At 71.4% G+C, this 12,780-nt stretch carries 8 protein-coding genes; 4 read left to right on the forward strand and 4 right to left on the reverse strand.

Annotated features, from left to right (window positions below):
• Positions 1-50: 50 nt before the first annotated feature.
• The 3 genes from ACSMTC_RS23580 to ACSMTC_RS23590 all read right to left on the reverse strand — a co-directional run bounded on the left by ACSMTC_RS23580 (position 51) and on the right by ACSMTC_RS23590 (position 6,077).
• On the reverse strand, positions 51-3,785 hold the full coding sequence (locus ACSMTC_RS23580; protein ID WP_436561702.1) for a multifunctional oxoglutarate decarboxylase/oxoglutarate dehydrogenase thiamine pyrophosphate-binding subunit/dihydrolipoyllysine-residue succinyltransferase subunit: 3,735 nt from the start codon (positions 3,783-3,785) through the stop codon (positions 51-53).
• Between the two features lie 264 nt (positions 3,786-4,049).
• On the reverse strand, positions 4,050-5,273 hold the full coding sequence (locus ACSMTC_RS23585) for a sensor histidine kinase (protein WP_436561703.1): 1,224 nt from the start codon (positions 5,271-5,273) through the stop codon (positions 4,050-4,052).
• Between the two features lie 66 nt (positions 5,274-5,339).
• Positions 5,340-6,077 carry a response regulator transcription factor gene (locus ACSMTC_RS23590; protein ID WP_436561704.1) on the reverse strand — a complete coding sequence of 246 codons (738 nt, stop codon included), beginning with the start codon at positions 6,075-6,077 and terminating at the stop codon, positions 5,340-5,342.
• Between the two features lie 590 nt (positions 6,078-6,667).
• On the opposite strand from ACSMTC_RS23590, the gene ACSMTC_RS23595 reads away from it, so the two are divergent.
• The 3 genes from ACSMTC_RS23595 to ACSMTC_RS23605 all read left to right on the forward strand — a co-directional run bounded on the left by ACSMTC_RS23595 (position 6,668) and on the right by ACSMTC_RS23605 (position 11,040).
• Positions 6,668-7,381, forward strand: a complete 714-nt coding sequence (locus ACSMTC_RS23595) for a rhomboid-like protein (RefSeq protein ID WP_436561705.1) — start codon at positions 6,668-6,670, stop codon at positions 7,379-7,381.
• 272 nt (positions 7,382-7,653) lie between these two features.
• On the forward strand, positions 7,654-10,050 hold the full coding sequence (lon, locus tag ACSMTC_RS23600; protein ID WP_436561706.1) for an endopeptidase La: 2,397 nt from the start codon (positions 7,654-7,656) through the stop codon (positions 10,048-10,050).
• A gap of 465 nt (positions 10,051-10,515) precedes the next feature.
• Entirely contained in the window at positions 10,516-11,040 is a 525-nt protein-coding gene (locus ACSMTC_RS23605) for a GtrA family protein (RefSeq protein WP_436561707.1), read from the forward strand.
• A gap of 55 nt (positions 11,041-11,095) precedes the next feature.
• On the opposite strand, the gene ACSMTC_RS23610 is transcribed toward ACSMTC_RS23605, so the two are convergent.
• Positions 11,096-12,124, reverse strand: coding sequence for a DUF3533 domain-containing protein (locus ACSMTC_RS23610; protein ID WP_436561708.1), 1,029 nt, complete (start codon positions 12,122-12,124; stop codon positions 11,096-11,098).
• A 123-nt stretch (positions 12,125-12,247) separates the two neighbouring features.
• Between ACSMTC_RS23610 and ACSMTC_RS23615 the strand changes: the two genes are divergently transcribed.
• On the forward strand, positions 12,248-12,706 hold the full coding sequence (locus tag ACSMTC_RS23615; protein WP_436561709.1) for a MarR family winged helix-turn-helix transcriptional regulator: 459 nt from the start codon (positions 12,248-12,250) through the stop codon (positions 12,704-12,706).
• The last annotated feature ends 74 nt before the right edge of the window (positions 12,707-12,780 follow it).

Raw genomic sequence — 12,780 nt, forward strand, 5'->3', positions numbered from 1 at the left:
CCCGCCGGAGCGGGAGCCGGGCCCGTCAGTGCTTCAGGACTTCAGCCCGTTCAGAGGCTGAAGACCTCGTCGAGGAGCGCCTGCTGCTCGGCGGCGTGGCGCTTGGCCGAGCCGACCGCGGGGGCCGAGGAGGCCGAGCGGGCGACGCGGCGCAGGCGGGCACCGCCGTTGGCGCTGCGGCCGATGACGACCTGCAGGTGGTCGACCAGGTTCATCGCGATGAACGGCCAGGCACCCTGGTTGGCCGGCTCCTCCTGCGCCCAGGTGAACTGGACGTCGTCGCCGTAGCGGGCCAGCTCCTCCTGGAGCTCGGCCACCGGCAGCGGGTAGAGCCGCTCCATCCGGACGATCGCGGTGTCGGTGACGCCGCGCTCGGCGCGGGCCGCCTCCAGGTCGTAGTAGAACTTGCCGGAGGTGATGACCACCTTGCGGACGTTGGCCGGGTCCACGGTGGTGTCGCCGATGACCGGGCGGAACGAGCCGGAGAGGAACTCCGAGGTGGCCGACGCCGCCGCCTTCAGACGCAGCATCGACTTCGGGGTGAAGACGACCAGCGGCTTGTGGTGCGGGTTGTGCGCCTGCCAGCGCAGCAGGTGGAAGTAGTTCGACGGCAGGGTCGGCATGGCCACCGTCATGTTGTTCTGCGCGCACAGCTGGAGGAAGCGCTCCGGGCGGGCGGACGAGTGGTCCGGGCCCTGGCCCTCGTAGCCGTGCGGCAGCAGCAGGGTGACGCCGGAGTGCTGGCCCCACTTCTGCTCGGCGGAGGCGATGTACTCGTCCACCATGGTCTGCGCGCCGTTGACGAAGTCGCCGAACTGCGCCTCCCACATGACCAGCGCGTTCGGGCGGGTCAGCGAGTAGCCGTACTCGAAGCCCATCGCCGCGTACTCCGACAGCAGGCTGTCGTAGACGGTGTAGCGGGCCTGGTCCTCGGTCAGGTACAGCAGCGGGGTGTAGTCCTCGCCGGTGTTGCGGTCGATCAGGACCGCGTGGCGCTGACCGAAGGTGCCGCGGCGGCTGTCCTGGCCGGCCAGGCGGACCGGGTGGCCCTCCATCAGCAGCGAGCCGATGGCCAGGGTCTCGCCCATCGCCCAGTCGATGGTGTTGTCCTCGACCGAGGCGGCGCGGCGCTGCAGCTGCGGCAGCAGACGCGGGTGGACGGTCAGCCAGTCCGGCAGGTTGACCTGCGAGGCGGCGATCCGCTTGACCATCTCCTCGGAGATGGCGGTCTGGATGGAGACCGGGAAGTCGGCGACCGGCTTGCCGCCCGCGGCCACCGCAGGGGCGGTGGCGGCCGCGCGGACCTCGGAGAAGACCTTCTCCAGCTGGCCCTGGAAGTCCTGGAGCGCCTGCTCCGCCTCTTCCATGGTGATGTCGCCGCGACCGATCAGACCCTCGGTGTACAGCTTGCGCACCGAGCGCTTCTTGTCGATCAGGTCGTACATCAGCGGCTGGGTGAACGACGGGTTGTCGGCCTCGTTGTGACCGCGGCGGCGGTAGCAGATGAGGTCGATCACGACGTCCTTGTGGAACGCCTGGCGGAACTCGAAGGCGAGCCGCGCGACGCGGACCACGGCCTCCGGGTCGTCGCCGTTCACGTGGAAGATCGGGGCCTCGATCATGCGGGCCACGTCGGTGCAGTACATCGAGGAGCGGCTGGAGGCCGGGGCGGCGGTGAAGCCGACCTGGTTGTTCACCACGACGTGCACGGTGCCGCCGGTGCGGTAGCCGCGCAGCTGCGACATGTTCAGGGTCTCCGCGACGACGCCCTGGCCGGCGAAGGCCGCGTCACCGTGGATCTGGATCGGCAGCACCGGGAAGGTGGTGCCGCCCTGGTCCAGGATGTCCTGCTTGGCGCGGGCGATGCCCTCGACGACCGGGTCGACGGCCTCCAGGTGGGAGGGGTTGGCGGCCAGCGAGACCTTGATGGTCTCCCCGTCCAGGCCGGTGAAGGTGCCCTCGGAGCCCAGGTGGTACTTGACGTCGCCGGAGCCGTGCATCGACTTCGGGTCGAGGTTGCCCTCGAACTCGCCGAAGATCTTGCCGTACGGCTTGCCGACGATGTTGGCCAGCACGTTCAGGCGGCCGCGGTGGGCCATGCCGATGACGGCCTCGTCCAGGCGGTGCTCGGCGGCGGTGTCGATGACCGCGTCCAGCAGCGGGATGAGGGACTCGCCGCCCTCCAGCGAGAAGCGCTTCTGCCCGACGTACTTGGTCTGCAGGAAGGTCTCGAAGGCCTCGGCGGAGTTCAGCCGGCGCAGGATGCGCAGCTGCTCCTCGCGCTCGGGCTTGGTGTACGGCTTCTCCAGGCGCTCCTGCAGCCACTTGCGCTGCTTCGGGTCCTGGATGTGCATGTACTCGATGCCGACGGTGCGGCAGTAGGTGTTGCGCAGCAGGCCGAGGATGTCGCGGAGCTTCATCATCCGCTGGCCGCCGAAGCCGCCGACCGCGAACTCGCGCTCCAGGTCCCACAGGGTCAGGCCGTGGGAGACCACGTCCAGGTCCGGGTGCCGGCGCTGCTTGTACTCCAGCGGGTCGGTGTCCGCCATCAGGTGGCCGCGCACGCGGTAGGCGTGGATCAGCTCCATCACGCGGGCGGTCTTGTTGACCTCGTCCTCGTGGGTGGCGGCGACGTCGGTCGCCCAGCGGACCGGCTCGTACGGGATCCGCAGGGACTCGAAGACCTCGTCGTAGAAGTTGTGCTCGCCCAGCAGCAGCTGGTGGATCGAGCGCAGGAACTCGCCGGAGGCCGCACCCTGGATGACCCGGTGGTCGTAGGTCGAGGTGAGCGTCATGATCTTGGAGACACCCAGGCGGGCCAGCGTCTCCGGGGAGGAGCCCTGGAACTCGGCCGGGTACTCCATGGCGCCGACACCGACGATGGTGCCCTGGTTCTGCATCAGGCGCGGGACCGAGTGCACGGTGCCGATGCCACCGGGGTTGGTCAGCGAGACCGTGACGCCGGTGAAGTCGTCCATGGTCAGCTTGTTGGCGCGGGCCCGGCGGACGATGTCCTCGTAGGCCTGCCAGAAGCCGAAGAAGTCGAGGGTCTCGGCCTTCTTGATGGCCGCGACGACCAGCTGGCGGTCACCGTTGGGCTTGACCAGGTCGATGGCCAGGCCCAGGTTCACGTGCTCGGGCTTGACCAGGTAGGCCTTGCCGTCCTTCACCTGGTAGCTGTAGTTCATGCCCGGGTTGGCCTTGACGGCCTGGACCAGGGCGTAGCCGATCAGGTGGGTGAAGGAGACCTTGCCGCCACGGGCGCGCTGCAGGTGGTTGTTGATGACGATGCGGTTGTCGATCAACAGCTTGGCCGGGACCGCGCGCACCGAGGTCGCGGTCGGCACCTCCAGCGAGGCGTCCATGTTGCTGGCGACGGCCTTGGCCGGGCCGCGCAGCTGGACCAGCTCAGGGCCCTCCGCGGCCGGCGCGGGCGCTGCCGGAGCGGCGGCCTTGGGCGCGGGCGGCGCGGCGGGGGCTGCGGCGAGCGGCGCGGGCGCCGGCTGGACCGGCGCGGCCGGTGCAGCGGGGGCGGGCGCCGTAACGGCGGCAGCGGGGGCGGGAGCAGCAACGGTGGTCGGCGCGGGGCCGGCCGGGGTTGCGGCCTGGGTCACTGGAGTCACCTCGGTACCGGGCTTGTAGTCGGCGAAAAAGTCCCACCAGGCTCGGTCGACCGAGTTCGGGTCCTGGAGGTACTGCTGGTAGATCTCGTCGACGAGCCACTCATTGGGGCCGAAGCCAGTGGTGGAGCTTGCCGAGCTGGGGGTTTCAGGGTGTGGCGACACGGGGCAACCGCCCTCTTCCGCTTCCTTTTGGGATGGTGGACAGCGGTGATTAAGGCTACGCCTCCGAACAGTGATCGCGCAGTCCCCAGCCGGTAGGCGTCGTCCAGATCACAGTGTCGACCGGCATTTTGGCCGAAAATCTGCGTTAGAACTCTCGATCAACGGGTAGGCGCATACCTACTCGTCAGGTCGAAACCCCTACAGAACCGGACAATACTGCAGCTCGCTGCCCCGGGACAGCGGGTCTCACACATGGCCGGACGCCTAGTGTTCCAGTTCTGTGACAGATCGGGGCGACCGGCTCATAGCGGGCGGATCCGGTTCTTCGGCCGTTCCCGTGCCCGGCAGGGTGACCTCGATCCGGCAGCCTTCGGCCGTCTCGGCCACCCGGATCCGGCCACCGTGCAGATCCACCGCCCAGCGGGCGATAGCCAGCCCCAGGCCGGTCCCGCCGTCGCTGCCGGGTCCCTGGGCCGTCGCCGTACCGCTGCGGCCGAAGCGCTCGAAGACATGGCTGCGGTCCTGCACCGGGATGCCCGGACCCTGGTCCTCGACCTCCAGCAGCAGCGCGCCCGGATGTTCCCCGGCTCTGGCCCGGACCGTCACGGTGCCCCCGCTGGGGGAGTGCTTGCAGGCGTTGTCCACCAGGTTGGCCACCACCTGGTGCAGCCGCTCGGTGTCGGCGACGCCGGTCAGCTCGGCCGGGCTGACGTCCAGGCGCAGGGTCACGTCGTCCCGTCTGGCGTACGCGCCGCCGGCCGTGGCCCCGTCCACCGTGACGCCGCGCAGCACGCCGTCCAGGAAGGGCCGCACCTCGAAGGGGCGGGCGTCCAGCGGCACCACACCGTCGTCCAGCTTGGAGAGGTCCAGCAGGTGGGTGACCAGCCGGCCGAGCCGCTCGGTCTGCTCCAGCGCGGCGCCCAGCGTCTTCGGATTGGGCTGGACGACCCCGTCCACCACGTTCTCCAGGACGGCGCGCAGCGCGGCGATCGGTGTGCGCAGCTCGTGCGAGACATTGGCGATCAGCTCGCGGCGGTGCCGGTCGGCGGCCTCCAGGTCGGCGGCCATCCGGTTGAAGGTGGCGGCCAGCTCACCGACCTCGTCCCGGGAGGAGACCTCCACCCGGGCGCTGTAGTCGCCGCTCGCCATGGCCCGGGCGGCGGCGGTCATGGCGCGCAGCGGCGCGGTCAGCCCGTGCGCCAGGAACTGCATGAAGAGCAGTGAGGCGATCATCGAGAAGATCATGATGATCCGGATCTGGGTCTCGGACCGGATCGCGACCACCGCCATGCCGGTGGCCAGGAAGACCGACACGCTCACCAGCAGGGCCAGCTTGCCCTTGATGGAGCGGACCGGGTCGAGCGGGCGGATGTCCGCCCAGATGCGGCTGGCGGCGCGCGCCGCCAGACCACGGCGCGGTTGTGCGGCGGTGGCCGCCTCGCTGTGCCGCGCCTGGGTCACCCCGTTGCGTTGCTGTGGAAAGGTCATGTCGTCCCTGCGTCGTCCCCCGACCTGCCGGACCTGGGCCCCCCGGTGGCCCAAGCGCCGGTACGGCTAGGAGAGGGGGGCCTCCAGGGCGTACCCGACCCCGTGCACCGTACGGATCCAGCTGGCACCGATCTTCCGGCGCAGCGCCTTCACATGGCTGTCGACGGTGCGGGTGCCGGACGCGTCGGTCCAGTCCCAGACCTCGGCCAGCAGCTGCTCGCGGGTGAGCACGGCGCGCGGCTGGGCGGCCAGGCAGGCCAGCAGGTCGAACTCGGTCGGCGTCAGGTGGACGTCGCCGCTGCCCAGGCGCACCCGGCGCTGGACGTGGTCGATCTCCAGATCGCCGAAGCGCAGGGAGCCGAGTGCGGGTGTCCTGGCCGCCTGCTGGGCCCGCTCCACGCGGCGCAGCAGCACATTGACCCGGGCCGCCAGTTCACGCATCGAGAACGGCTTCGTCATGTAGTCGTCCGCGCCGACCCCGAGGCCGACCAGCAGGTCCGTCTCGTCGTCGCGCGCGGTCAGCATCAGGACCGGCACCGGGCGCTGCGCCTGGATCCGGCGGCACACCTCAAGGCCGTCGAAGCCGGGCAGCATCACGTCGAGGACCACCAGGTCCGGCTGCCAGGTGTGGAATCCGTCCACCGCGCCGGGGCCGTCGTGGGCCACGGCGACCTTGAAGCCCTCGGCGCCGAGCCTGGCTGCGATCGACTCGGCGATCGTCGGCTCGTCCTCCACGACGAGCACCCGCCGCTGTGTGGTCACCGGACTGCCAGTGCCGGTGCTCTCCTGCTGAATTTCTGTCACGGTCACGCCACCGCCCCCAGGGCTGCGGGCCGGCTGCCTGTGGGGACAGCGGGCTCCGCTCGTAGTCGTCTTGTTCCGTCATGGGCCGTGTTCCGGCCCGCGGTCCACCCGAAATGCCGTCCGCCGTCGGCATCTGAAGGCAAGGCCCGCAGGTGTGGGTCTGCGTGCCCTCCGCTCTCATCGCAGCGTACGGACACTGCGAGCATCCCGGCAGGTGAACCGGATACAACCGGCCTGTTGGCCGGGGCCGGAGACCTGCCCGGGACGGGGTACGGGGCGATACCTTACCCGGCAAAAATATCGCCCGTAACGGTGCGTATGCCCTCGAACGAATGGCAGACTTCATCGCGAAGTGACTACTTGTCCGTAAACAAAGGGCTGGTACGGACCAAGGTGGGGGCGGTTCGCGGGCCCGGTCCGGGAGCGATCTTCACAGGTCCCTCTCAGCAGGCTCTCATGAGCTCGACGTAACGTGGGCACGACAAACGCCACCCGGCCCACACACCTGGAGCGGAGGCGGGATGCCGGAGCTGCGGCGCGGTGCCGGGCGGGGGCGCGGTCTCGGCGCGGGGCATGGACGGGGGGCCGGCGTGCGGGGTGAACGGACGGCCGGACGGCCGGCGTGGACCGGGCTGCCGGGCCTGGCGTGGCGGCTGGTGCCCACCCCGCGGCGCAACCCCTTCGCCTTCGGCTACATGCTCGTGCTGCTGGGCACCACCCTGTTCTCCCAGTTCGGCGATCCCGCCCTGGTCGAGCGGCTCCTGGAGATCTCCAGCACCGACGGGCACAACCTGCTGCACCGTACGGTCCTGCCCCTGCTGCTCAGCGGCCTGTGGGTGGCCGGGCCGGTCTGGGCGCCCTATCTCTGGGCCTTCGTCCTCACCGTGGCGCCGCTGGAGCGCCGGGTCGGCGCGCTGCGGGCGGCGGCCGTCTTCGCCGCCGGGCACGTCCTGGCCACCCTGCTGTCGCAGTCGGTCGTCGCGCTCGCCGTCGCCGCCGGGAGGCTCGGTCCGGACGCCCTGGACAGCCTGGACATCGGGGTCAGCTACGGCGTGCTGGCCAGCCTCGGCGCGCTCGCCGGGCTGCTCCGGATGCCCGGGCGACTCCTGGCGCTGGCTACGGCGGCCGCGGTGATCGGACACGGCATCCTCGCCGACCGCGACCTGGTCACCGGTGTCGGGCACCCGGCGTCCCTGCTCATCGGCGTCGCGCTCTGGGGCTGGCTGCGGCGCGGCCGACCGCGCAGGGAGGCGTTCCGGGGGCGCGAGGAGCAGCGCGAGCAACCTGCGACGGCAGGGCTCTGAGCCCTCGGCCGGCCGGGCGGAGCCTCGGCGGGCCGTCGCGTGCGCGCGGACGCGGGCTGCCGTGTGAGGAGGAGGACCCTGCGGGGGCGGGCGGTTTCCGCGCCTTGGCGGGGTGACTCCCACTGCCGGGTCCGGTATGGACTCACACCTTCCGGTTCAAGGCCGTCTTCCTTCCCCGGGCTGATCGCTGAGGGCGAACACGGAGCCGGGAACAACCCGGCGCCGCCGATCCTTAGTCAGGTCAGCTCAAGTTCGCTGACTGGGGAGAGATCATGGCATCGACGTCCGCTTCGCTCACTCTGCCCGTGCTCCCGCTCGACGACGAAGTGGTGCTGCCGGGCATGGTGGTCCCGCTGGACCTGTCCGGCGCCGAGGTGCGCGCCGCGATCGAGGCGGCCAGGGCCGGGGCCGGTGCAGGGGCGAAGCCGCAGGTCCTGCTGGTGCCCCGGCTGGACGGGTCGTACGCGGCGGTCGGCACCCTGGCCACCGTCGAGCAGGTCGGCCGGCTGGCCGACGGAGACCCCGCGGCCCTGGTCCGCGCCGTCCGCCGGGTCAGGATCGGTGCCGGTACGACCGGTCCCGGCGCCGCACTCTGGGTGGAGACCAGCCCGTTCCGCGAGTCGGACCCGGGCCTGCCGGTGGCCGGGCGGGCCGCCGAGCTGGTCAAGGAGTACAAGTCGCTCTCCACGACGTGGCTGCGCAAGCGCGGCGCCTGGCAGATCGTCGACCGGGTGACGCAGATGGAGGGCGTCGGCGAGCTCGCCGACAACATCGGGTACGCGCCCTTCGCCACCGCCGAGCAGAAGCTCAAGGTGCTGCTGGAGCCGGATCAGCTGGCCCGGCTGGAGTACGCGCTGACGCTGCTGCGCGACCACCTCGCCGAGGAGGAGGTCAACGACACCATCCGCAAGGACGTCGAGGAGGGCGTGGCCAAGCAGCAGAAGGAGTTCCTGCTCCGCCGCCAGCTGGAGGCGGTCCGCAAGGAGCTGGCCGAGCTGAACGGCGGGGCGGACGGCGAGGAGGGCGACTACCGCTCCCGGGTCGAGGCCGCCAACCTGCCCGAGAAGGTCCGCGAGGCCGCCCTCAAGGAGGTCGACAAGCTGGAGCGGGCGAGCGACCAGTCGCCGGAGGGCTCCTGGATCCGCACCTGGCTGGACACCGTCCTCGACCTGCCGTGGAACGAGCGCAGCGAGGACGTCTACGACATCACCGCCGCCCGCGCCGTGCTGGACGCCGACCACGCGGGCCTGGCCGATGTGAAGGACCGGATCGTCGAGTACCTGGCCGTGCGCAAGCGCCGGGCGGGTCAGGGGCTCGGGGCGGTCGGCGGCCGCCGCGGGGGAGCGGTGCTGGCGCTGGTCGGGCCGCCCGGGGTGGGCAAGACCTCGCTCGGCGAATCGGTCGCCCACGCGATGGGACGGAAGTTCGTCCGGGTGGCGCTCGGCGGCGTCCGGGACGAGGCGGAGATCCGCGGCCACCGGCGCACGTACGTCGGCGCGCTCCCCGGCCGGATCGTGCGCGCCATCAAGGAGGCCGGGTCGATGAACCCGGTGGTCCTGCTGGACGAGATCGACAAGGTCGGCTCCGACTACCGGGGCGACCCGGCGGCCGCACTGCTCGAAGTCCTCGACCCCGCGCAGAACCACACCTTCCGCGACCACTACCTGGAGGTCGAGCTGGACCTCTCGGACGTGGTCTTCCTGGCCACCGCCAACGTGCTGGAGGCCATCCCCGGGCCGCTGCTCGACCGGATGGAGCTGGTCCGCCTGGACGGCTACACCGAGGACGAGAAGGTCGTCATCGCCCGCGACCACCTGCTGCCCCGGCAGCTGGAGCGGGCCGGGCTGACCGCCGAGGAGGTCTCGGTGGGCGAGGCCGCCCTGCGTCGGCTGGCGGGCGAGTACACCCGCGAGGCCGGCGTGCGGAACCTGGAGCGTTCGATCGCCCGCATCCTGCGGAAGGTCGCCGCACAGAGCGAGCTGGGCGAGCGCGAGCTGCCCGCCGTGATCGGCGCGGACGACCTGCGGGCGCTGATCGGGCGGCCGCACCACGTCCCCGAGTCCGCCCAGGAGCCCGCCGAGCGGCGCACCGCCGTCCCCGGCGTGGCCACCGGTCTCGCGGTGACGGGCGCCGGCGGCGAGGTCCTCTACATCGAGGCCTCGCTGGCCGACGCCGAGACGGGCGGCACCGGTCTCACCCTGACCGGTCAGCTGGGCGACGTGATGAAGGAGTCCGCGCACATCGCACTCTCCTACCTGCGCTCGCGCGGAGCCGAGCTGGAGCTGCCGGTCGTCGGCCTGCGGGACCGGGGCGTCCACCTGCACATCCCTGCCGGGGCCGTCCCCAAGGACGGGCCGAGCGCCGGGATCACCATGACCACCGCGCTGGCCTCGCTGCTGTCCGGCCGCAAGGTCCGGACGGACGTGGCGATGACGGGCGAGGTCTCGCTGACCGGCCGGGTGCTGCCGATCGGCGGGGTCAAGCAGAAGCTCCTCGCCGCAGACCGGGCCGGGATCACCACCGTGATCATCCCCAGGCGCAACGAAGCCGACCTGGACGACGTCCCGGCCGAGGTGCTGGACCGGCTCACCGTCCACCCGGTGGGTGACGTCCGCGAGGTGCTCAAGCTGGCCCTGGAGCCCGCCGAGCTCCTGATGGCGGCCGCGTAGGCGCCCAGGGCCGCGGGGCGTACGGGGCGCGGGCCCAGGGCGCGGGCCCAGGGTGCGGGGTGGTGCCGACACCACCCCGCGCCTCCGCGCAGTGCCGGTCCGGGGCCGTGGAAGTCGGCTGCGGCAAGCGGCGGTTGGTGCTCGGTTCCCCGCACCCTCGGCGGCGGCGCCGACGGTGTGCCCGCAGGGGACCCGGCAACCGTCAGCCGTAGTCGGACAGTTCACCTCCGGGTCCGGCAACCGGCAGCCGTACCCGGGAAGTTCGCCCGGTCGCCGGGGCCGTCCCTTGCCGGGGAGCCGGCCGGGGAGCCAGCCGGCGGGGCGGCTGCCGGGGCCCTGCGGACCATGGCCGGCCGGCCGCCGGATAGCGGGCCCGCCCGCCGCGCGCAAGGGCAACCGGGCGGTAATGCCCCGGGCGGGTCTTTCGGGTACCGGGGGCGATCCCCGGCGTGCGACACTGCCGAAATGCCGTCACCTACTCAACGGGCCCTGGCCCTGGTTCCGGCCCGACTGCGCCCGCTCCTGCTGCGGCACCGCAGGCTGGTGAAGTTCCTGCTGGTGGGCGGCACCTGCTTCCTGCTCACCACAGCCGTCAACTTCGGGCTGAAACTCACGGTGCTGCACGCCAAACCGGTGGCCGCGCTCACCGTCGCGACCGTGATCGCGACCGTCGTCTCGTACGTCCTCAACCGGCAGTGGTCCTTCCGTACCAACGGGAGGCACCGCGAGGCCGTGCTCTTCTTCGTGGTCAGCGGGGTGGCGATCCTGGTGAACGACGCCCCGCTGGCCTTCTCCCGCTATGTGCTGGACCTGCGCGAGCCGGACGTCAGCGCCTTCACCCAGGAGGTGGCCGACTTCCTCAGCGGGATGATCGTCGGCACCCTGCTCGCCATGGTCTTCCGCTACTGGGCGATGAAGCGCTGGGTGTTCCGGACCGAGCCGGCCCCGGCCGCCGGGGCGCGGCCCAGGCCACAACGCGAACGGGTCTGAGACCCCCGGCCGGCACTTCGGCCCGGGGGTCTCAGACCCGTTCGACGACGGTCTGTCAGCTGGCCGGTTCGCGGCCGCCGCGCGGCCCGCGCATCACCGCGAGGAAGGTGACGGCGATGCCGAGCACGGCCCAGACGGTGAGGACCAGCAGCGGGGTGCCGATGTTGGTGCTGTCGAAGTAGGCGATCGAGCGCGCCGCGTCCGTACCCGCGCCGTTGGGGATCCAGGCGCCGATGGCCCGCCAGAACGGGGGCAGCAGCGGCGGTGCGTAGACCCCGCCCGCACTCGGGTTGCCGAGCACCACGAAGATCAGGACCGCCAGTCCGATGCCGATGACGTCGAACAGCGACTGCAGGGCCATGGTGATCGCGCCGACCGAGAAGACGATCAGGCTGCCGAGACCGATCAGCTGCGCGCTGGAGCCCGGCAGGGCGTTCAGGGCCGAACCGACGATGACCGTGCCGCCGATCCCGGCCGCGACCGAGTAGAGCGCGAGGACACCGAGGCGGATCAGCGCCCGGTGGCGGTTGGCGGGCCGGGCACCCGCGCTGATGCCGAGGATCGAGGCGACCAGGTAGCCGCCGACGCACCAGCCGACGACCAGGTAGAAGGAGGAGAGGCCCCTGCCGTCGCCCGCCGTCAGCGGAACCACGTCCTCGACCTTCACGGTGCGGTGCTGGGTCTTCTCCAGGCCGGTGACGATCTGCTCGGCGGCGGTGGCGGCGGCCGCGCTGCGGGCCCCGGCGACCAGCAGGGTGTCCTCGGTGCCCTTCGGGTCGAAGACCAGGGCCGCGTAGATCTTCTGGTCCTTGAGCAGGTCGGTCGCCGCGTCGGCGCTCTCCGCCGTGCCTGCCTTCACCGCGTCGTTCGGTACGGATTCGAGGCCGGCCACCAGCTTCGGGCTGATCTGAGGCGGGGCGACGACGGCGATCGACAGCTGGTGCGGCGTGGGGTGGTGCAGGGCGCCGAGGTACGAGGTGATGAAGCCGAGCTGGAGCAGCAGTACGGCGACCACCATGAACGCTGCGCGCGGTTTCACCGCGTCCTTCAACTCTGCGAGGAACCCTTGGTCCGAGCCGGCCATCGACTCTCTCCCCCTTGATTATCGAGAACACGGTCAAAGCGAATACTTCATGAGGATGATACTTCACGAGGTGAAGCAGTTGGCCTGGTCGGAGAAAGTCCGCCCTGCGGGATACTGGTCGCCATGAGTGACGACGCGGCTGCCGAAGAGGCGTTCCTGGCGGTCGAGCGCGAGGTCGCGCTGCTGTTCCGGCGCGGCCGGGCTCGCGCGGCGGACATGTCCCGCCTGGTACATCCGCAGCTGGAGGGCGTCGCCTACAGCATGATGGCCTTCATCGAGGCCGCCGGGCGGGTGCGGATGACCGACATCGGTCTGCACTTCGGTGTGGGGAAGGCCACGATCAGCCGTCAGATCAAGGTGCTTGAGACGCTCGGCCTGGTGGCGCGCGAGGTGGACCCGCTGGACCGGCGCTCCTCGCTGGTCTCGCTCACCGAGGACGGCGCGGCGCGCTTCCTGCGGGCCAAGGGCCAGCGGATGGCCCAGTTCCGGGCGCTGCTGGGGACCTGGGAGACCGCCGATGTGCAGCAGTTCGGCGAGCTGCTGGAGCGCTTCAACGCCCTGACCGCCGCGCTCGACGCCTGAGCCTCCAGGGGCCCGTCCTCTCACGGGGTTCCGCGCGTCCCGCCGGCCGCCCCGTTCGAGCGGCGAAGAGGGGC

Source organism: Kitasatospora sp. HPM-01-4 (genome assembly GCF_051374625.1).
In the GTDB taxonomy this organism is placed as follows: domain Bacteria; phylum Actinomycetota; class Actinomycetes; order Streptomycetales; family Streptomycetaceae; genus Kitasatospora.

Excerpts from the sequence above, each read along its gene's own strand:
- ACSMTC_RS23585 (WP_436561703.1), bottom strand. The coding sequence starts at position 5,273 with ATGACCTTTCCACAGCAACGCAACGGGGTGACCCAGGCGCGGCACAGC.
- lon (WP_436561706.1), top strand. The coding sequence starts at position 7,654 with ATGGCATCGACGTCCGCTTCGCTCACTCTGCCCGTGCTCCCGCTCGAC.
- ACSMTC_RS23605 (WP_436561707.1), top strand. The coding sequence starts at position 10,516 with ATGCCGTCACCTACTCAACGGGCCCTGGCCCTGGTTCCGGCCCGACTG.
- ACSMTC_RS23610 (WP_436561708.1), bottom strand. The coding sequence starts at position 12,124 with ATGGCCGGCTCGGACCAAGGGTTCCTCGCAGAGTTGAAGGACGCGGTG.
- ACSMTC_RS23615 (WP_436561709.1), top strand. The coding sequence starts at position 12,248 with ATGAGTGACGACGCGGCTGCCGAAGAGGCGTTCCTGGCGGTCGAGCGC.